22 protein-coding genes and 1 riboswitch are annotated in these 20,365 nt (G+C 37.0%); of the genes, 18 read left to right on the forward strand and 4 right to left on the reverse strand.

The features are described from left to right. Positions 1 to 30: 30 nt before the first annotated feature. From AWW78_RS07085 to AWW78_RS07105, 5 genes are all read left to right on the forward strand, one after another. Positions 31 to 1,416 carry a M20/M25/M40 family metallo-hydrolase gene (locus AWW78_RS07085; protein ID WP_047133384.1) on the forward strand — a complete coding sequence of 462 codons (1,386 nt, stop codon included), beginning with the start codon at positions 31 to 33 and terminating at the stop codon, positions 1,414 to 1,416. Between the two features lie 125 nt (positions 1,417 to 1,541). Beyond that, complete coding sequence (gene speD, locus AWW78_RS07090; RefSeq protein WP_075426179.1) at positions 1,542 to 1,955, forward strand: adenosylmethionine decarboxylase; 414 nt, start codon at positions 1,542 to 1,544, stop codon at positions 1,953 to 1,955. Continuing rightward, positions 1,939 to 2,823: a polyamine aminopropyltransferase gene (speE, locus tag AWW78_RS07095; protein WP_276325948.1), complete on the forward strand. Its 885-nt coding sequence runs from the start codon at positions 1,939 to 1,941 to the stop codon at positions 2,821 to 2,823. Before speD ends, speE begins: the two co-directional genes overlap by 17 nt. Positions 2,824 to 2,883: 60 nt before the next feature. Next, positions 2,884 to 3,159, forward strand: a complete 276-nt coding sequence (locus AWW78_RS07100; protein WP_143713999.1) for a hypothetical protein — start codon at positions 2,884 to 2,886, stop codon at positions 3,157 to 3,159. Then, positions 3,137 to 4,591, forward strand: a complete 1,455-nt coding sequence (locus AWW78_RS07105; protein ID WP_047133387.1) for a DUF2851 family protein — start codon at positions 3,137 to 3,139, stop codon at positions 4,589 to 4,591. Before AWW78_RS07100 ends, AWW78_RS07105 begins: the two co-directional genes overlap by 23 nt. Here the strand turns inward: AWW78_RS07105 and AWW78_RS07110 are convergent. The 3 genes from AWW78_RS07110 to AWW78_RS07120 are packed head-to-tail and all read right to left on the reverse strand — an operon-like array spanning position 4,588 to position 7,541. Then, positions 4,588 to 5,352, reverse strand: coding sequence for an ABC transporter ATP-binding protein (locus AWW78_RS07110; protein ID WP_047133388.1), 765 nt, complete (start codon positions 5,350 to 5,352; stop codon positions 4,588 to 4,590). The genes AWW78_RS07105 and AWW78_RS07110 overlap by 4 nt on opposite strands. Further along, positions 5,349 to 6,329: a fibronectin type III domain-containing protein gene (locus tag AWW78_RS07115; RefSeq protein ID WP_047133389.1), complete on the reverse strand. Its 981-nt coding sequence runs from the start codon at positions 6,327 to 6,329 to the stop codon at positions 5,349 to 5,351. Before AWW78_RS07115 ends, AWW78_RS07110 begins: the two co-directional genes overlap by 4 nt. Next, the gene (locus tag AWW78_RS07120; RefSeq protein ID WP_075426181.1) at positions 6,330 to 7,541 is read right to left on the reverse strand and encodes a metallophosphoesterase; all 1,212 of its coding nucleotides are present in this window, start codon (positions 7,539 to 7,541) and stop codon (positions 6,330 to 6,332) included. Positions 7,542 to 7,678: 137 nt separating this feature from the next. Here AWW78_RS07120 and AWW78_RS07125 point away from each other — a divergent pair, with 137 nt between their 5' ends. The 13 genes from AWW78_RS07125 (at position 7,679) to AWW78_RS10910 (ending at position 19,701) form a co-directional block, all read left to right on the forward strand. Beyond that, positions 7,679 to 8,527, forward strand: coding sequence for an inositol monophosphatase family protein (locus AWW78_RS07125; RefSeq protein WP_075426182.1), 849 nt, complete (start codon positions 7,679 to 7,681; stop codon positions 8,525 to 8,527). Positions 8,528 to 8,556: 29 nt separating this feature from the next. Next, positions 8,557 to 9,627 carry an MBL fold metallo-hydrolase gene (locus tag AWW78_RS07130; protein ID WP_102134771.1) on the forward strand — a complete coding sequence of 357 codons (1,071 nt, stop codon included), beginning with the start codon at positions 8,557 to 8,559 and terminating at the stop codon, positions 9,625 to 9,627. A 63-nt stretch (positions 9,628 to 9,690) separates the two neighbouring features. After that, a riboswitch (TPP riboswitch) is annotated at positions 9,691 to 9,790 on the forward strand. A gap of 138 nt (positions 9,791 to 9,928) precedes the next feature. Next, the gene (locus AWW78_RS07135) at positions 9,929 to 12,445 is read left to right on the forward strand and encodes a TonB-dependent receptor (RefSeq protein WP_047133391.1); all 2,517 of its coding nucleotides are present in this window, start codon (positions 9,929 to 9,931) and stop codon (positions 12,443 to 12,445) included. 42 nt (positions 12,446 to 12,487) lie between these two features. After that, complete coding sequence (locus AWW78_RS07140; RefSeq protein WP_047133392.1) at positions 12,488 to 13,123, forward strand: thiamine diphosphokinase; 636 nt, start codon at positions 12,488 to 12,490, stop codon at positions 13,121 to 13,123. Next, positions 13,120 to 14,535, forward strand: a complete 1,416-nt coding sequence (locus tag AWW78_RS07145) for a sodium:solute symporter family protein (RefSeq protein WP_047133393.1) — start codon at positions 13,120 to 13,122, stop codon at positions 14,533 to 14,535. The genes AWW78_RS07140 and AWW78_RS07145 overlap by 4 nt, the downstream gene beginning before the upstream one ends. Before the next feature lie 73 nt (positions 14,536 to 14,608). Continuing rightward, positions 14,609 to 15,082 carry a 50S ribosomal protein L13 gene (gene rplM, locus AWW78_RS07150; protein WP_047133394.1) on the forward strand — a complete coding sequence of 158 codons (474 nt, stop codon included), beginning with the start codon at positions 14,609 to 14,611 and terminating at the stop codon, positions 15,080 to 15,082. 25 nt (positions 15,083 to 15,107) lie between these two features. Next, a complete protein-coding gene (rpsI, locus tag AWW78_RS07155; RefSeq protein ID WP_047133395.1) occupies positions 15,108 to 15,500 on the forward strand; it encodes a 30S ribosomal protein S9 in 393 nt (130 codons plus the stop codon). 146 nt (positions 15,501 to 15,646) lie between these two features. Next, the gene (gene rpsB / locus AWW78_RS07160) at positions 15,647 to 16,369 is read left to right on the forward strand and encodes a 30S ribosomal protein S2 (RefSeq protein ID WP_047133396.1); all 723 of its coding nucleotides are present in this window, start codon (positions 15,647 to 15,649) and stop codon (positions 16,367 to 16,369) included. 24 nt (positions 16,370 to 16,393) lie between these two features. After that, positions 16,394 to 16,999 carry a translation elongation factor Ts gene (gene tsf / locus AWW78_RS07165; protein ID WP_047133397.1) on the forward strand — a complete coding sequence of 202 codons (606 nt, stop codon included), beginning with the start codon at positions 16,394 to 16,396 and terminating at the stop codon, positions 16,997 to 16,999. A gap of 62 nt (positions 17,000 to 17,061) precedes the next feature. Beyond that, complete coding sequence (pyrH, locus tag AWW78_RS07170; RefSeq protein ID WP_047133398.1) at positions 17,062 to 17,796, forward strand: UMP kinase; 735 nt, start codon at positions 17,062 to 17,064, stop codon at positions 17,794 to 17,796. Positions 17,797 to 17,883: 87 nt separating this feature from the next. Further along, entirely contained in the window at positions 17,884 to 18,405 is a 522-nt protein-coding gene (gene frr, locus AWW78_RS07175) for a ribosome recycling factor (protein WP_244884401.1), read from the forward strand. 4 nt (positions 18,406 to 18,409) lie between these two features. Next, positions 18,410 to 18,982: a 5-formyltetrahydrofolate cyclo-ligase gene (locus AWW78_RS07180; protein ID WP_047133400.1), complete on the forward strand. Its 573-nt coding sequence runs from the start codon at positions 18,410 to 18,412 to the stop codon at positions 18,980 to 18,982. A 56-nt stretch (positions 18,983 to 19,038) separates the two neighbouring features. Further along, the gene (locus AWW78_RS10910; RefSeq protein WP_320409888.1) at positions 19,039 to 19,701 is read left to right on the forward strand and encodes a PspC domain-containing protein; all 663 of its coding nucleotides are present in this window, start codon (positions 19,039 to 19,041) and stop codon (positions 19,699 to 19,701) included. Here the strand turns inward: AWW78_RS10910 and AWW78_RS07195 are convergent. Further along, a partial coding sequence (locus AWW78_RS07195) for an aldehyde dehydrogenase family protein (protein ID WP_047133409.1) occupies positions 19,698 to 20,365 on the reverse strand: 668 nt, incomplete at its 5' end. The two genes, AWW78_RS10910 and AWW78_RS07195, sit on opposite strands and share 4 nt — an antisense overlap.

Here is a 20,365-nt window from a genome sequence, read left to right on the forward strand (position 1 = left end):
ACAAACTAAAACAAAAAGGAGCAAAAAACTATGGCAGGTCAACTACCAAACTGGGAAAACATAGCTGAAAAGCTCAATAGTTATGTTAATGATGTCAGAAATGAATTTGAACAAATGCTTGGTGAAATAGTTGAAATCCCAACCATCAGCATGGACCCATCTTACAGAAATGATATTGAGCGAGGGGCTGATCTTGCAGTTGAATTTTTGAAGAAATTTGGTTTTGAAGCTAAGAAATGTCAAACCCCCGGAAATCCAGTTGTCTTCGGGTCATATGTAACTGATCCAAAGAATCCAACTCTTGCGATTTATAATCATCTTGATGTTCAACCTGCCGGTGGTCCTGAGTGGGTTCGTGAACCGTTTAAGTTTAGCAAGGAGAATGGGAAATATTATGGGCGTGGAACAACTGACGATAAAGGACCAGCTCTTTCAGCCCTTTTTGCTGCTCGTTTTGCGGTTGAAAATGGTATCCCATTGAATATTAAGTTCATTTGGGAATTTGAGGAGGAAAACGGAAGCCCGAACTTTGAATACTTCATCAAGCAATACAAATCGGAGATCAAACCAGATTCTATCCTTGTCTCGGATACTTTGTGGATTTCTTCTGATAAACCTGCTATACCTTATGGGTTGAGAGGTTTACAAGGAGCCAGGCTTGTTCTTGAAACGGGCACGAAAGATGTTCATTCTGGAACCACAGGTGGTTGGGCAAGAAATCCGATTGGTGAAATTTGTCAACTCATATCACAGCTTTACGATGCAAAAACAGGTAAAATAAAGATTCCCGGATTTTACAAGGATGTAAAGAAATTAAGCGATAAAGAATTGAAGAATTTCCTTGCATCAGGATTTGATGTAAAAAAGAGAATCGAAATATTTGGTTTCAAGAGCGTGAGAACGAAGAACAAAGCGGAGGTTTTGAGAAGAATTTGGGCTGAGCCAACTTTTGAAGTTCATGGCATTGTGGGTGGCTATACAGGCCCTGGGATAAAGACGATAGTTCCCCCAAGAGCTGAAGCAAAGATAAGCATGCGACTTGTCCCGAATCAAACACCGGAAAAAGCTTTCAAATTGCTTAAAGATTATGTGAAGAAGCTTAACCCGGATGTTGAAGTTATACGTGAGAACGCACTTGAGCCGTATCTTGGAGAATTCGAAGGACCCTATGCTGATTCAGCGGTGAAGGCAATCGAATATGCATTTGGAGTTAAACCCGCTTTCATAAGGGAAGGTGGTTCAATTGGTGCGGTTGTCACGATGCAAAAGTTGTTAAAAGTTCCAATTGTTATGATTGGGCTTAGCTTACCCGAGCATGGATATCATGGGCCGAATGAAAACTTTGATTGGAGACAGGCATCAGGTGGGATGAAAGCGTTTGTTAGATACTTTTATGAGATTTCCCAGATAAAATAAAAAACTTTAAAAAGGGGCTTTTGAATAAAAGCCCCTTTTTGTTTTAAAAACTTGAAACTTAACAAAAAATTTATTATTAATTACCTGTATTTTTTAGAATGTCAAACTCTAAAAAATAGGAGGAGGTGAAATTGAAAGCATTAGGGAGGCATCTTCTAATCGAGCTTTTCAACTGCGACCGAAAACTTTTGAACGATGTCTCTTTTGTTGAAAAAGTTCTGACGAAATCGGCAGAACTTGCTGGTGCAACTATTGTGAAAACATTTTTTCATCCCTTCAATCCTCACGGTGTGAGTGGGGTTGTTGTTATAGCGGAATCACATCTTACAATCCACACATGGCCTGAGTATGGCTATGCAGCAGTTGATGTCTTCACATGTGGCGACGATGTTGATCCGTATGTGAGCTATCAGTATTTAAAAGAAAAATTCAAGGCTAAAAGTAGCTACCTCATGGAGGTAAAACGCGGGCTTTCGGAAAACATAACTGGTACGATTACAAAGAAAATATCAGCAGGAGTTCTTGCAGGAGAAAGGTGAAGTAAATACTGACATACCAAATAGTAATAGAAAAGAAGTTTGGCTTACGGAATACGGACCCGGAAACACCGCTATATCTTTAAGGGTGAAGTACAAACTTTTTGAGAAAGAAACGCCTTACCAAAAGATTGAGATTTTTGAGTCTTATGACTATGGCAGGGTTATGGCGTTGGATGGGTTTATTATGCTTACAGAAAAGGATGAGTTCATCTATCATGAAATGATAGCGCATGTCCCTCTTTTTACTCATCCGGAACCAAAACATGTGCTTGTGATAGGTGGTGGAGACGGTGGTGCTGTGAGAGAAATTTTAAAACATAAAACAATCAAGAAAGTTGAACTTGTTGCAATAGATGAAGAAGTTGTGAAGACATCAAAAATTTATTTCCCAAACCTTGCATCATACCTTGATGATGAAAGGGTTGAAATAAATTTTCAAGATGGAATTGAATTTGTTAAATCAAAGCGTGGAATTTATGATATCATTTTGATAGATTCCCCGGACCCAATAGGTCCGGCGGTTGGACTTTTTGAAGAAAGCTTTTATAAAGATGCTTTTGCCTCTTTAAATGATTCGGGAATAATCGTAGCTCAATCAGAATCACCTTTTGTTTTCCCTGATTTAATAAAACGGATTTTTTTAATTTTTAAAAGGTATTTCCCAATAGTTCATTTTTATATCGCTAATGTTCCAACCTATGCAAGCGGGGTAATAAGTTTTATTCTTGGTTCAAAAAAGTTTGATCCCATAAAGGATTTTTATCCAGATAGAGTTAAAAATTTTGCTCCAACTTTAAAGTATTATAACGAAAAAGTTCATCTTGCATCGTTCGCTCTCCCGAACTTTTTCATAGATTTACTTAAATAAAAACTTTTAAATGTGGGCTTTAAAAAAGCATATATCGTCATTCTAATCGCGCTTTTTTTTATGTCCTGCCACTCTGACAAGGAAAAAGATAAAGATGTGAAATTTGCACAAACATATGGGGAAATTTTATTCCTGACTGAGAAGTTTAAAAATGATACGATTAAACTTAAAATGAAAATTGATTCTGTCTTGAGTGCAAATAAAATCGAAATGCGGGAGATCGATTCGATTGCAAAGGCATATAGTAAAGACCCTGAAAAATGGGCAAAATTTTTTGATGAAGCGAAAAAATATCTTGATAAAAAAAGCTTAAATGCTCAACCCCAAAGACATTGATGAAATATATCTTTACTCTATCTGGCTCTCTTCGGGTAGAAATTTAACTTTAAAGGCAAAAGCCAATTGCGTGGTAGAGATCCTTGACGTTGGCGAGATAAACACAGACGATGGCGCTGATTTTATAAATGCGAAAGTTAAAATCAATGGTAAGACCTATTGCGGGGATGTTGAGATTCATATAAGGGCATCTGACTGGAAAAGACATAAACATTATCTCGATGAGAGATACAATACAGTTATCCTTCATGTTGTCCTAGAGGATGACACAAGTGATGGATTTGTTCAAACAATTTCTGGGCGGAAGGTTTTAAATGCGGAGATTGACCGCAAGGTCAGTTTTCCCAGAGCACTGGTGGGGAAAGATGATAAAATCAAATGCTGTGAAATAAACCAAATAGTTCCAGCTGAAGAGAAACTTAAATGGATAAAAAAGTTAGGTTTAACGCGGTTATTTTTTAAAGCGAGAAATTTAAGCGAAAGGTTGCTTGAGATAATCGATGAAAACTTTTTCCTGATCTCAGAGCCACCAGAGAATTACCTACCAACATATCGAAGTTATTCGCTTTATCAATTATCTCATCGGTTTATATGGGATCAGCTTCTTTATGAAAAAATTATGGAAGGGCTCGGGTATTCAAAAAATAAATTGCCATTCCAAAGGCTTTCGAAAAATTTAACTTTAAGGTTCATATCAGAACATTCCTTTGCGCACTCTTATGAAAAGCAAATTTTGAAAATACAAGCGATCTTATTCGGCGTTTCAGGATTGCTTGAATATTATGTGAAGAAAAGACTTGACCATGAAACGAAACTTTTTCTTGAAGAGATGTATCAGGAGTGGGTAAATGTGAAGAAGTCCTATCGCTCTGAAATCATGCACCATTCAGAGTGGAAACTTTCATCTGTAAGACCCGCTAATTCTCCGGTGTTTAAACTTGCGGGTGCTTCTGTTTTGATATGGCGTTTGATCCATGAGGATTTTTACGCCAAGGCAAGTGATATAATCCTTTCGAAGGTAAATTTGACTGAAAAAATACAACATCTTGTAAATTTATTGCGCGTGAAGTCGGAGGGTTATTGGGAAAACCATTATAACTTTGGTCGAGGGCGCAATGTTAAAACTGGTTACACAATTGGGATTTCAAAGTCAAAAGAAATAGTTGTCAATGCAATTCTGCCCATTATGCTTGTGTTTTCAAGGATTTTTAAAAAAGAAGACATCGGAAAGAGATTGATTGAGATATATAAAAATTTCCCAAATCTTTCATCAAACTGGATAACAGCAAAACTTGAAGATGAACTTTTTAAAGGGAGGATGAAGATTTCATCATCTGGGTTAACGCATCAGGGTGGAATTCAACTTTACAAGTTTTATTGTTCGAACGCGCTTTGCAGTGCATGTGCAATAGGAAATAAACTTTTTCTTTAAGGTTTAATCTTATTGATAAAATTTTGAAGTTTCATCTCGAGATTTTCGCTTCCAGTCAATTTTGCGAAGGCATCGTTTAAATCTAATACCCCAGCTATTTTAAGTATTTCATCAAGCGTTCCGGAAGCGATGATTTTACCATGGTTAATTATTATCAATTTATCGCAGATTTTTTCGATGACATCAAGCAGATGTGAGGAATAAAAAATTGTTCTGCCGTTTTCAGCAAGTTTTTTTATTATTTCTTTAAAAATTTGAATTGAATTTGCGTCAAGACCATTTAACGGCTCGTCAAGGAGTAAAACCTTCGGGTCATGCATTAGAGCGGATATTAATATAACTTTTTGTTTCATCCCCTTTGAGAAGCTTAACATCGGCTCATTTCTGTATTCGTAAATTTCGAAAATTTCCATTAGCTCGCTTATCTTTTTTTCAATAATTGAGTCTTTCATTTGATAAATTCTACCGATAAAGGTGAGAAATTCAATTGGGGTCAAGGTTTCAAATACAGCTCCAGATTCTGGAACATAACCTATTATTTTTTTGACTGCGTTTGGGTTTTCGGTTACGCTGATGCCATCAATATAAGCAAATCCACTTGATGGTTTAATTATCCCTGTCAAAATTTTTATTGTGGTCGTCTTGCCAGCGCCATTTGGTCCAATGTATCCACAAATTTCACCACTTCTGACGCTGAAACTTACATCATTTAATACCGCTTTATCACTGAAGTATTTTGTTATTTTTATCGCTTCAATCATCTTACACTTACGGTAAAACTTCTTGTTTCGCTAATTGAATTTATTATGTTTTCATCTTTTGTAAAAGTCGCAACTTTCCAAAAGTAAGTTTTGCCATTATAGAGCGATGAGCCCGAATATGAAACGGAAATGGTATCGTTTGAACCCTCTTGGTATATCACCTTCTTCCATATCTCGTTTCCAAACTTTGAAGTGGAAATGAATATGATGTATCCAGTTGCGTTTTCAACCTTTTCCCATTTAAAAGTTAAATTGTAACCGGTGATCGCATTGTTTTCTGGTTTGATAAGTTCCGGTGACCGTAAAATTACATCGCTTTCTTCGTAGCTTGGCTTGCTTTCAAGCCCACCCTTGTCAACTGCAATAATTTTGTAGTAATAACGTTGATTTATGGAAAGATTTAATGTATCCCTATAAAAGTTGGTTGTTGAAGTTCCAATGAGATTTGAATTAACTGTTTCAAAATTTTGAGTTTGGGCTCTAAAGATTTTGTATAGCTTTATATCCCCGTCCGGATTTTTATACCAACTTAAATTGATGTAGATTTCATTGATGTCGTTGTGAGCTTCAACTGTTAACCCAAGGGGTTGTATTGGTGGATAAAGATTTATCGGTTTTGCTTTAACGGTGAGGCTTGGTTCACTTTCATTGCCTGAGTTATCGACTGCAGTAATGTAGTAGTAATAAGTTGTGTCATAATCAAGTTCTTTGTCCGCAAATATATTTTCATATGTTTGTGCGATGAATGAAAAATTCACGCTATCGGTTGAACGATAAATTTTATAAAACGCCAAATCTGATTCTCTATTGTTTTGCCAGATTAGAATCACCATGCCGTCGCCTGCAAAATAAACATATAATCCCTGTGGTGGTGATGGAGGGATTAAATCAGGTTCAATTAATTGTTGTACTTCTCTTCTACAACCCGATAAGAAGATAAACAAACACAGGCATAGAAAAAGAACGTGTTTTGGCATTTAATTTTGTGAAGATAATTTTATTAGTGTTACTTCAGCGGGGGCGTTAAATCTAATTGGTGCAAGTGTAAAACCAAGTCCCCTGTTTACATTTATTAGCATCGAGCCAAGTTGATAATGTCCTGAAACATATTTTGTTTCAACTCTTGATGGTATGACTTTATGACCGAATACAGAAAAGACAACTTGACCACCGTGGGTATGCCCAGCAAGAAAAATTTTATACCTATTGTCATGTGCGAATTTGACAAGATTTTCTGAGGGTTGATGTGTTATAAAAATTTTTAAATCAGCGGTATTTTGAGATGAAAGTTTCGAAAGTGTTTCAGTATCTGGGCGTTTGCTGTAAATATTTGTCACAAGTGTTAAACTAAGGGTTGCGTTGCCAATTTTTAAATTTACATTTTCATTGTCGTATAATTTCATTCCATACTTTTTCATCTCTTTTGAGATACTTTCAACCCCAGCCCAGTAGTCGTGATCCCCGATGCATGCGAAAACCCCAAACCTTGACTTTATTTTTGAAAGCATTTCTACAGCAAGAGGTATATATTTAGTTCCAGATGTCACAAGATCCCCAGTGAAAATAACGATATCGGGCTCGACTGAATTAACAAGGTTGATGTATTTTTCGATTTTGTTCCTTCCAGTTCTACTATCTGCTTGGATGTCGCTTATATGGACTATTTTTAGACCGTTTAAGGCGGAAGGAAGGTTTGGGGATTTGAAATTTATTGTGTTAAGATTTATTGATTTTGTATCCATGTAAATTTTTACACCAGCATATAAGGTAGTTGTTAGGGTAATTAACAAGATCAGTCTTGGATAGATAAAATTTATTCTCATCTGAACGGCTGAGGCAAGGAGAGGTGATATAACTGCTTTTGCTATATCAATTATGAGAATTGGGAAGAAAGCTTGAATTGCGAAAACAAGCCCAAACCAAAATGGATAGGTGAAAAATGCGTCAAAGGTTTTATCGCCAAATCTGAAAGCATGAATTATCCCTTGAAAACCGCTTAAATAACCTATGAAGCCAATTAGAGGGTAAGAGATTAAATAAAGCGGTATAAGGATGGCGAAAAATCTTACAATTTTTTGATTCACATTCGTAATTTGTTTAACTGCATTTGAGATTTTGACCGAGAGATATAGGTAAATCAGGATTAAAATGCTGAGCAAGATCAATGTCATCCTCAGAACCCAAGGCAAAGCTTCAATTCAAAATTTTGTTTTTTAAATTTTAAAAAATCAGCATAACAAAAACAAGCGATACAACTTTCATTTTTAGTCAAGTTTTGATAATTTATTAAAACTGCGAAAAATAAACCCTTAAAACTGTTAAGTAGATGGAATGCCTAAAAGAGTTGAAAGTGGCAATAGATGCAGTTCTCAACGCTGGAAAAGTTTTAGAAGAGTATTTTGAAAATAAAAATTACCGCATAACATATAAAAGCAAATCAGGAAAGGGAAGCCCAGTCACCGATGCTGATATTGAGTCAAATAAGATTTTGATGGAAAGGATCAGGCTTGCTTTTCCTGATGATGGATGGCTTTCCGAAGAGACGGTTGATGACCAAGCAAGGTTAGAAAAAGAAAGAATTTGGATAGTTGACCCGCTGGATGGGACGGAGGAATTCTTGGAAGGATTCCCTATGTTTTCAATTTCACTTGCTCTCGTTGAGAATAAAGTTCCAGTGATTGGTGTAGTTTATAACCCCGTAAGCAAGGAGTTGTATTTTGGTGTTAAGGGGGAAGGTGCGTATATGCTAAAAGGGGAAGAATTAAATGGTGTTTTTCCAGATGAGCAGGAACTTCAAAATTTTTTGATAAAGAGCAAAAATTATCCGAGCACACTTGATGGGGCAACTGTCATACTGAGCAGAAAAGAGGTCAATAATGTTAAGTTGATAAAGGCGCTTGCAGAGAAATTTAAAAATGTGAAGTATGCAGGTGGAATCGCTTATAAAATTGTAAGCGTTGCTGGCGGTTTTGCCGATGCTGTTGTAAGCGTTTATAATAAAAGCGAATGGGATCTTGCAGGGGCTCATATAATCGCTGAAGAGACTGGCTTAAAAGTTACCGACTCTTATGGGAAAAGTTTACACTATAACGAGAGGGAAGTCAAAAGAAAGGGAGTTATAGTTGCTAATGAATCCTTGCATGGTGAAATTTTAAAGTTTATCAGGGAGCAATAGAAAAGTAGTGATAACAAAATTTTAGAGTTATGATGTTGAAAGTTTTGTCGCTTATCCTTTGCTTTATTTCTTTAGCTTCTTTTTGCGATGTTGTTGGTGATAGAAAAAATCGTTTGAAGGTTGAATATGGAAGCATAAATATAAATGGCAAATTTTATAATCTTGATCCGAATTTTAAACGAGGGAAGTTCTCGGTTGTCTTTCCGTTTATTGCGAAGAGAATTTTTGAGATGATATTTGGCGGTGGGGCAGAGAGAAGAAGATGCGATTTTGAAATTGTGAAATTTGATGAAGAAAGTTACAAAAAGAAAAACCCAACGAACAAGATAACATGGATTGGTCATTCTACATTCCTTGTGCAAATGGATGGGGTTAACTTTCTGACTGATCCAATTTTCAGCATGAAAGCAGGTCCGTTCGGGAATAAAATTGGTTCTAAAAGATATGTCCCGCCCGCTTTGGAGATTAAACAACTTCCTAAGATTGATTTCGTTATAATCTCGCATAACCATTATGATCATCTTGATATTTCAAGTTTAAAAAAAATTGTCGAGTTGAATCCAGAAGTAAAAATTTTCATCCCGTTGGGGGTAAAGAAATTGTTTGATGAAGAAGGGATTGGCAAAAATGCGGTTGAACTTGATTGGTGGGATGAATTTGAATTTAAAGGTTTAAAAATAATTTTCACTCCAACTCAGCATTTTTCTGGAAGATGGCTAAATGACTCGAACGAGAGTTTATGGGGTGGGTATGTAGTAGTTGGAAGTAGAAGATTTTATTTCGCTGGTGACACTGGTTATTTTTTCGGGTTTAAGTTGATTGGCGATGTGTTGGGTCCTTTTGACATTGTCTGTCTTCCGATTGGTGCTTATGAGCCTGCTGAGATGATGAGACCAGTTCATATGAATCCAGAGGAAGCTGTTAAAGCTTATCTTGATCTTAAAGGCAAAATTTTTTGTGCTATGCATTGGGGTACTTTTGATTTGTCCGACGAAAGGTGTGATGAACCACCAAGGCGATTACTTGAACATGTTAAGAAATTAAACCTTGACGAAGGTAATTTTAAGGTTTTTAAGCATGGTGAAACGATGGAATGGTAAGTTTGTTTTTTATCTTTTTATGTGTTAAATTTACAGTGCTTAAGTTTGTTCTTTAACGGTTATGTGGACCCGTGGGGGTGCTTCCCTTTTTGGGAGGCTGAGAGTATACCCCTTGAACCTGATCTGGGTAATGCCAGCGTAGGGAAACGGGTCGTAATTGAGGGTTAAAAAGCCGTTTTCCTACCGCTGTTTTTGGAAAACGGCTTTTTTATTCTGTTTCCCTTCTTATATCCCATCTCAGCTTTCTAACCCCCGCGGGCTTTAAATAAAAATCAAAAAACAAAAGTGGAGAGATAAAACCATGAAGAAAATATTAATTCAAATTCTGCTTTTGCAACTCTTTATATCCTTCGCGTTTACACAAGGCAAAATAAAGGGTTATGTTTTTGATTCGGAAACGAGGAAACCACTCCCGAACGCAAATGTTTATGTTGAAAATTTAGCCCTTGGCTCGGCAACGGATCAAAAGGGTTATTTTGAAATAAATAATGTCCCCGCGGGGAGGATAAATGTTGTTGCAAGTTTTATTGGTTATGCGAAACAGAAAAAGATAGTTGAATTGGCTCCGCAGGCTGAGATAAATTTAGTTTTTTATTTGGAACCAACGGTGCTTCCATCGCAAACCGTTGTGGTTACCGCTCTTATAGCTTCAGAGAAAGAATCCCCTGTCGTTTTTTCAAATCTTGAAAAACAGCAGATAAAAGATTTTTATACCACACAAGATGTTCCAATTTTGCTTTCGGAACTCCCGTCGGTTTTGTCTTACTCATGGTCAGGCAATGGGATAGGATACAACTATCTGAATTTGCGTGGCTTTGACCAAAGGCGAATTTCTGTTCTTGTTAATGGAATTCCACAAAATGATCCCGAGGACCATGGTGTTTACTGGCTTGATATGCCTGATCTGCTTGCAAGCGCTGGAAAAATTCAAATTCAGCGTGGGGCTGGGAGCGCATTTTACGGACCACCAGCAATTGGTGGTTCTGTTAATATCATAACTTCAAATTTCTCTATTGAACCAAAAATTTCCCTGTTCACTGGCTACGGAAGCTACAATACAAAAAAACATTCAATCGCGATAAATTCAGGATTGATTGAAAACAGGTATTCACTTTACGCTCGCCTTTCTTACATAGCAACAGATGGTTACAGGGAAAAGTCATGGGCTAAATTCCCATCTTACTTTTTAAGTGCGATAAGATATGACGATAATATGACAACCCAAATTCATCTTTATGGTGGGCCCTTTGAAGATCATCTAGTTTATCGTGGAATTCCAAAGTCATGGGTAAAAGATAAAAGCAAAAGAAGAGCGAATTTGAATTATATGGATGTTACAACCCGAGATGACGAGATTGAAAACTTTAGCCAGCCACATTATGAGCTTCTACATGAATTGAAGTTAAGTGATAACTTGATTCTCAATAATACTCTATTTTACATCCGCGGGGTTGGTTTTTGGGATATGGATGCTTCGTGGGCTGATACGGTTTATTTCCGTCTTTCAAGTCCTTATGCTTTAAAGTATGGCTTTACAACCCCATCGAGAAATCCTGGTGAAGCAATAGCAAGATATTTCATCGATTTAAATCAATATGGATGGTTGCCGAGATTGATGCTTAAGCATGGGAAGGGAGAATTAACACTTGGTGCTGAGCTTAGAAAGCACACTGGATTTCACTGGGGTAAAATCGTTTGGGCTCAGAATCTTCCCGAAGGATTGCCAAGTGATTATAGATTTTATGAGTACAAAGGTGCAAAAGATATCTTTTCATTTTATCTCTACGAACTCTTCAAGTTCAGACCAGATTTGAGGTTGATGTTGGGTTTGCAGTTTGTTTATAATAGGTACAAGGTTTATAACGAGAAAGAATTTTACGACTACAATTCAGGTAAATGGATAAGCAACGAGTTTTCTGTGCCATTTCGCTTTTTAAACTCGAAAATCGGTATAAGTTATGACTTAACCCAGAATATAAATGTATATGGAAGTTTTTCAATCACAAGCAGGGAGCCAAGCAGAAGGGATTTGTATGATGCAAGTGATGGGTATTGGTATCCGTGGGGCAAGAAACCAAATTTTGAAGTTAAGCCAGATGGAAGTTTTGATTTCACAAAGCCACTGGTTAAACCAGAGAGACTTTTTGACATTGAATTTGGCGGGGGTTATTTCAGCGATAGTTATAAATTTATTGCTAACTTTTATTACATGGACTTTAGGGATGAACTTGTGAAAAGTGGACAGTTGAACATATTTGGAGATCCAATTGTTGGTAACGCCGAGAGGACAAGGCATATTGGAGTTGAATTGGTTGCTGAAATAAAGGATTTACTAATTGAAGGATTTGAGATAGGTGGCAATGCAACAATTAGTAGAAATAAAATTGTAAAGCATGGCGTTTATGTGTGGAAAAATCCATATACAGGGGAGAGATATTCAACACCCCAAAGAATTGCTCTTGATGGAAAAAGAATCGCTGGTTTTCCAGATTACATGGGTTCATTGAGAATTTCTTACAGAAAAGGCGGATTGTTGATCTCAATTTTAGGTAAGTATGTCGGTGATTTTTACACTGACAATTTTAATCTCGTCCCTTCAAATAATGTCGGCGGTATAGATAGAAAAGTGGATTCCTATAAGGTTTTCGACTTGACGGTGGGATATAGATTTGATAAAATTCTTGGGCTCAATAATTTTGAGTTGAAGATTCAAATTAATAATCTTTTCAATGCACTTTATGCTGGTTCAGGTGTTGGAGATGAATTTTATCCTGGGGCAGAAAGAAATTATTTTGTAGGTGTCGGTTTTGAACTTTAAATTAAAATTTGTTCGGCTTGCTAAAAATCGGAGGTATTGATTTTGAAGGCTATTTTAATATGCAATGGCGATGCCCCATCGAAGCGATTTTTGAGAAAAATAGTTCGAAATTATGATGTCATTGCTTGTGCAGATGGTGGCGCAAATATAGCATATAGATTTAAAATTCGACCTGATTTTATAATTGGGGATCTTGATTCCGTTGATAAAACTGTGTTGAACTTCTTTCGAGAGAAAGGGACGGAAATTATATACGATTCGGATCAAAACAGCACGGATATAGAAAAATCAGTTAAGTTTTTGATTAGCAAAGGATATACAAGTATTGATATAGTTTCAACTATTGGAACCAGAGTTGACCATAATCTTGGGAATCTTAGCGTACTTGTTAATTATCATAAGAAAGCAAATCTGAAGATAATCGATGAAGGTAGCGAGATATTTTTTGCGACAGAGAAATTCTCATTTGTAGCAAATAAGGGTGACATCATCTCGCTTATTCCACTTGGAAGGAGAGCGTTTATTTTAAGGACAACTGGCTTAAAATTTAAACTTAAGAATGAAAATTTAACTTTCTGCGGTAGAGGTGTAAGCAATGTTGCGATTGGGCGCAAAGTTTCAATTCACATCGGGAAAGGAGGTGTGTTTGTTTTTAAAATAACTTCTGAAAGGTTATGAGAGTTAATTTAGCGATAGAAGATGTTGTTCTTATTGTGTTGTATTTTATTGGTGTTCTTTATGTTGGATTTACTGCTAAGAAAAGGAATGATGATGCTGATAGCGTTGAGGAGTATCTTCTTGCTGGTAGAAGTTTAACTCTTCCAATGTTTGTTGCAACCCTTGTTTCAACTTGGTATGGTGGAATTTTAGGTGTTGGGGAGTTTACTTATAAACACGGTTTATCAGCTTGGGTGGTTTTTGGTTTACCTTATTACATCTTTGGAGCAATTTTTGCTTTTATGCTTGCGGGCAAAGTTCGTAAATCAAATCTTTTCACAATACCAGAACGCCTTGCTCAAATATATGATAAAAAAACATCATTTTTCGGTACAATTTTAACACTTATACTTGTTACTCCAGCGCCTTACTTCTTGATGCTCGGTGTTCTTTTGCAAATTATATTTGGGCTAGATTTTAAATTGAGTGTTGTAATAAGTACTGTTATTTCAACAAGTTATCTTTTTGTAGGTGGCTTTAGAGCCGATGTTTATACAGATATTTTAGAGTTTTTCCTTATGTTTTTAGGGTTCAGTTTAATAATTCCATTTGCAGGTTTAAAATACGGTTGGATTGATTTTATTGTTGCCAATGTTCCCAAGGAAATATTGAGTTTGACAGGTGGGAACTCTATTCAGTATATAGTCGCCTGGTTTTTAATAGCCATATGGACGCTTGTTGATCCAGGTTTTTATCAGAGATGCTATGCAGCGAAAAATGAGAGGGTGGCAAAGTATGGGATTTTAATTTCAATTTTATTTTGGATGATTTTTGATTTTATGACGATAACTGCTGGATTATATTCAAGGGCGATATTACCCGAACTTGAACAACCACTTATGGCTTATCCTGTGCTTGCTGAGGTTGTGTTGCCTAAGGTGGCAAAGGGATTATTTTATATCGGAATGCTCGCAACGATTATGTCGACCCTTAACACTTTAGTTTTTATTTCGGCTACCATAATTGGGAACGATATAATCTGGAGGATAAAGAAGAAGCATAATCAAGTAAGCCAGATAAACCTTTATACAAAAGTTGGGCTTGTAATAACATCTGTTGTATCAATCTTACTTGCCATTTATTTCCCATCTGTCGTGGATCTTTGGTATATAATCGGGACTTTGACTATACCTGGACTTTTAATTCCTGTTGTTACAAGCTATTTTGAGGGTTTAGCACCAAGTCCAAAGTATGCATTTTTAATAATGGTTTCTGGATTCGTTTCTTCATTTGCTTCGTTTGCAATTGGACAGATTTTTAAGTCTTCGGATGGGGTTCCTATTTATCCATTTGGGCTTGAACCGATGTTCCCAGGGTTGATAGTTTCTACTTTGGTTTATGTTGTTGGTAAGGTTTTAGAGAGGGTTAGATAAAATTTGTTTTTTACGCTTTAAAGTGTTATTTTTACAAACAAAAAATTGAAAATTTAAAGGTAGGTTTTCGGAGATGGCAAGTCCTGATGTGATTGCAAACAGAACATTTTCGCCAAGGAAGGAAGATGTCATCAATCAGAGAAAGTGGTATTTAATCGATGCAGAAGGGCAAACCCTTGGCAGATTAGCGAGCAACATTGCTAGAATTTTAAGGGGTAAGCATAAACCGATTTTTTCCCCGCATGTTGATTGTGGGGATTTCGTTGTTGTAATCAATGCTAAAAAAATCAAGGTCACTGGAAAGAAAGAGGAGACAAAGTTCTATTTTAGACATTCGGGTTATCCTGGTGGTGAAAAATTTGAAAGTTTGCGGGATCTTTTAAAGAGGAAACCCGAATGGGTTCTTTGGCACGCTGTTAAACTCATGTTGCCAAAGAATAGACTTGCGAGAAAGATGATCAGGAAACTTAAAATCTATGCTGGACCTGAGCATCCGCATCAAGCGCAGAAGCCAGAACCGATACCTGAGGAATTACTTTTAAAGTAAAACAAAATTTTGGGATATTATCATTATGGCTGTAGTCTCATACGATGCTGTTGGGAGGAGAAAAACATCAGTTGCAAGAGTTCGTTTGGTTCATGGGACAGGAAAGATAATTGTTAATAATAGGGATTTTGAAAATTATTTCCCAATTGAAGCACACCGTGTTGATATAATTCAACCTTTAGTTGTGACAAATACGCTTGGACAATTTGATGTGATTGCAAGGGTTGAAGGTGGTGGTTTAACTGGCCAAGCGGGCGCGATAAGACTTGGTATAGCGCGAGCTCTTTTAAAGGTTGATGAGACATACAGAAAAATTTTGCGTCAGTATGGACTTTTGACACGAGATCCGAGAATGGTTGAGCGCAAAAAGTATGGACAACCCAAGGCGAGAAAAAGATTTCAGTTCTCAAAGAGATAATATTGTTAAAATTCATCTCGCATACTCTCCAAGTCCCGGGCGAGCCGGGATAATCTTTGCGGTGGTGTTCGGAGGTTTCTCCGAATTCCGCAAAGATGTGAGGAGAGTAGAGGATAAACCAAAACTAAAAACGGAGGAAAATTTTTATGCCGAGAGTTGAGCTTCAGCAGTTGCTTGAAGCGGGAGTGCATTTCGGACATTTGACCCGCCGATGGAATCCCAAGATGAAGCCGTTTATTTTTATGGAGAAGAACGGCATTCATATCATTGATTTGAAGAAAACACAAGAATACCTTGACATCGCTTGTGAGGAAGTTAAAAAGATTGTATTGCAAGGAAAACAAGTTCTATTTGTTGGCACAAAGAAACAAGCAAGGGAAATTATAAGGACGGAAGCTGAAAGGGCAGGGATGCCTTATGTGATTGAGAGATGGCTTGGTGGAACATTGACGAATTTTGTAACGATAAAGAAAAGTGTTAAGAAACTGCAAAACATTGAAAAGATGGAAGCAGATGGAACGATAGACGAGCTTACGAAAAAGGAAAGATTGAAGATTCTACGCGAGAAGGAAAAATATCAGAAAATTCTTGGTGGGATAAGAGATATGGAATCTTTGCCTGGGGCAGTTTACATAGTTGATATCAAGAAAGAGCATATCGCTGTCTCCGAAGCAAGAAAATTGAACATCCCAATTTTTGCAATGCTGGATACAAACTGTGATCCTGACTTGGTTAATTATCCAATACCTGCGAATGACGACGCTATAAAATCAATTCAACTTATCACCAAAGTTTTTACTGATGCAATCCTTGAGGCAAAAGCTGTTCTTGAATCTGAGAGATCTTTAGTTGAAACTGAACAAAAGTAAAAATAAAATTTCAAGAGCTGAAAAATGGAAATAACGCTTGAACAAATAAAGGCACTGCGCGAGAAAACCGGCGCTGGTGTAATGGACTGTAAAAAAGCACTTATGGAGACAAATGGTGATATTGAGAAAGCAATAGAATACTTAAGGAAGAGAGGAGCATCTGTTCTCGAAAAGCATGCGAATAGGGAGACAAAACAAGGACTTGTCGAAGCTTATATACATGCGGGTGGCAGAGTTGGAGCGATTGTTGAAATTAATTGTGAGACTGATTTTGTGGCAAGAACTGAAGAATTTAAACAATTGGCTCACGATATAGCAATGCAAATCACCGCAATGAATCCGAAGGTTATAAGCAGGGAGCAATTGCCAGAGGAAGTTGTAAAAAAGGAGTATGAAATTTACAAAGCGCAGGCGCTCGCTGAGGGCAAACCCGAAGATGTGGCTGAGAAAATTGCTCAAGGAAAACTTGAAAAGTTCTTTGAGGAGGTATGTCTTCTTGATCAACCATTTATAAAAGATCAAGGCAAGACGGTAAGGGATTTGATCCATGAGGCTGCTGCTAAATTTGGTGAAAACATTGTGATCAGGCGCTTTGTGAGGTATTATCTTGGGGAGGATGTGGATAAGTGAAAAAGGTCTCAGATTTCTGAGACCTTTTTTTATATTTTTTCAAATTAAAGATCTCACTTAAAATGAGCCTGCCAGTTTATAAAAGAATTCTTCTTAAGGTCAGCGGTGAAGCCTTAATGGGAAATCGCAGTTATGGAATTGATCCAATTGTTTTAAATGAATTTGCTGATGAGATAAAAGAAGTACATGATCTTGGCGTTCAAATTGGAATTGTCATCGGCGGTGGGAATATTTACAGGGGTGTTGATGCAGTAGCTGAGGGAATTGATAAAGTTGTTGGAGATCAAATGGGAATGCTTGCTACGGTTATAAATGCGCTTGCTTTGCAGAGTGTTCTTGAGAAAAAGGGGGTAATGACGCGAGTCCAAACTGCGATTGCAATGGAACAAATAGCAGAACCATTTATAAGAAGAAGGGCTATAAGACACCTTGAGAAGGGAAGGGTTGTTATATTTGCCGCTGGAACTGGGAATCCTTATTTCACAACCGATACGGCTGCTGTGTTAAGGGCAATTGAAATAGGAGCGGATATTATTTTAAAAGGAACACGAGTTGATGGTATATATGATTCTGATCCTGAGAAAAACCCAAACGCGGTCAAATTTGTTCAGATTTCCTATCTTGATATTTTGAAGCTTAACTTGAAAGTCATGGATTTGACGGCAATTACCCTATCGCGTGAAAATAACATTCCAATAATAGTTTTTAACATGACTGTTCCTGGAAATTTGAAGCGTATAGTTCTGGGAGAGAATATTGGTTCAAAGGTTGTTTATAAGGTTGAGGTTTCTCAGTAAGATAGATAGGATAAAAAACAAAAGAAGTTTATAAACATGGGTCTACCATCGACAATACCGGCAATACTTAAGGACGCAGAGGAAAGAATGAAAAAATCAATTGAGATAACAAGGCAAGAACTTGCAAGAATACGCACAGGGAGGGCAACAACAGCTCTGCTTGATGGAATCAAGGTAGATTACTATGGGCAAAGTTTACCAATTAGCAAAGTTGCAACCATAGGTGTACCCGATCCGCATACCTTGACAGTTACACCATGGGACAAATCTTTAATCCCTGTGATTGAAAAAGCTATACTTACATCTGACCTTGGTTTGAACCCAACAAATGACGGGAATATCATAAGGATTCCAATTCCACCACTTACAGAGGAGAGAAGAAGAGAGATCGTTAAACTTGTTAAAAAGTTTGGGGAAGAAGGTAAAATTGCGATAAGAAATATTCGAAGGGATGCAAATGAACATTTAAGAAGAATCGAGAAAGAACAGCATATCTCTGAAGATGAAAGAAAAAGAGCTGAGGAGCAGGTTCAGAAGCTGACCGATAAATACATAAAAGAGATTGATTTGATGCTTGAGCAGAAGGAAAAAGAGATAATGAGTTTTTAAAAATTTGAACAAGAAGTTAATAAGAGACAAAGTTTTGTCAATTCGAAATTCGCTTTCACCAGAAGAAGCAAAGGGGAGAAGTAGGCTGATTTTTCAAAATTTAAAAACATTACCTATTTTCAACACCGCCAACACTGTTCATACATATGTTTCTTCAAAGAAAAATGAGGTTGATACCATTGAAATTATAAGCTATCTTTTTTCAGTTGGTAAAAGGGTTGTTGTTCCAGTGGTTGATAAAGATAGAAAAGTTATGCGACATTCGGAGTTGAAAAGTATATCCGAGCTTAAAAAATCAACCTTTGGAATTCTTGAGCCAGAGAAGATAAGAGAAGTTGGCTTGAGCGAGATTGACCTTGTTCTTGTTCCAGCGATTGCGGTTGATAGGTTCGGAAACCGAATAGGTTTTGGGGCCGGGTATTACGATAAGTTTTTAAGCCAGGTAAACTGCCCTAAAATTGCTCTCGTCTATGATTTTCAAATCGTGGATAAAATAGAAACTTCGCCAAGTGATGTTCCTGTTGATTTTATCGTCACGGAGACTGAAATTATAAGTTGTAAGGCAGTGAAACAATAAATTAAATAGTGTCGTATCAAAGTGGTAGAACATTAAAACAAAAATTATTTTGAAAAGTGAAACGGCTTTACAAATCAAGACATGATAGAATAATTGACGGTGTTTGCGGTGGGATTGGAGAATATCTTGGGATCGATCCGGTTATTGTCAGGATAATTTTTATTCTTCTTTTCTTTATGGGTGGTGTTGGGCTATTGCTTTATATTGCTGGCATGCTAATAATTCCAGTGAACCCGGAACATACTAAGGAACAACCCCCTGTTGAACCGAAGAAAGCAGGCGGGGGCGTGCTTTTTATACTTGGGATAATTCTTGTAATTATCGGAATTGGTTTATTGCTTGAAAATTTTGGATGGCCGTTTTGGCGTTTTCTTAAAGTGGGTTTTAATTACATTTTTCCGTTGTTGATTATCGCCGCGGGGATATTTTTAATAGCAACCTACATACAAAGGAAACGAAATACATCTATTTCGGGAGTAGAATCAGGGGGTGAAAAAATTGAAATAGAAACAGAAGCGAGTGGGACAGTGAAACGACTTTTTAGATCGAGAAAAAATCGGATGATATTTGGAGTATGTGGAGGTCTTGGTGAATATCTTAACACAGATCCAACGGTTATAAGAATTCTTTGGGTTATACTTGGAATTTCGTCGCTTGGTATCGCTATATTGCTTTACCTCATCATGGCTATAATTGTGCCGGAGGAGCCGACATCTTAAGTAAAGTTTAACACCATAAGTTTAAGTTCGGTCATTTCTTCAATAGCATATCTTAATCCTTCACGCCCAAATCCGCTGTCTTTAACACCACCATAAGGCATATGATCAATTCTGTAAGTTGGATAATCATTTATTATAACACCGCCGACATCAATTTTTTCAAAAGCGTAAAAGATTTTCCTAATATCATTTGTAAAGACACCCGCCTGAAGCCCATACCTTGAATTGTTAACTTTATCAATTGCTTCTTCGAATGAATCATACTTTTCAAGCGTCACAACAGGGGCGAAAACCTCTTGACAACTTACTTTCATCTCAGGTTTCACATCAACAAGAATTGTCGGCTCGTAAAATGTTCCGTTCCTTTTGCCACCAATTAAAATTTTAGCTCCATTTTGAACCGCCTCGTTAACCCAGTTTTCTGTTTTTATAGCTGCGTTTTCATCGACGAGCGGTCCAACTATTGTATCTGGCTCAAATGGATTACCAAGTTTTAACTTTTTTGTTTCCTCAACAAATCTTTCCTCGAATTCGGAGTAAATGTCCTTATGCACATAGATCCTTTGCACCGCTATACATGATTGTCCAGCTTGGGCAAACGAACCGAGGGCGATTCGTTTAACTGCATAATCAAGGTTTGCATCTGGTTCAACCACAACGGCTG

The organism is Candidatus Kryptonium thompsonii (assembly GCF_001535985.1).
Lineage (GTDB): Bacteria > Bacteroidota > Ignavibacteria > Kryptoniales > Kryptoniaceae > Kryptonium > Kryptonium thompsonii.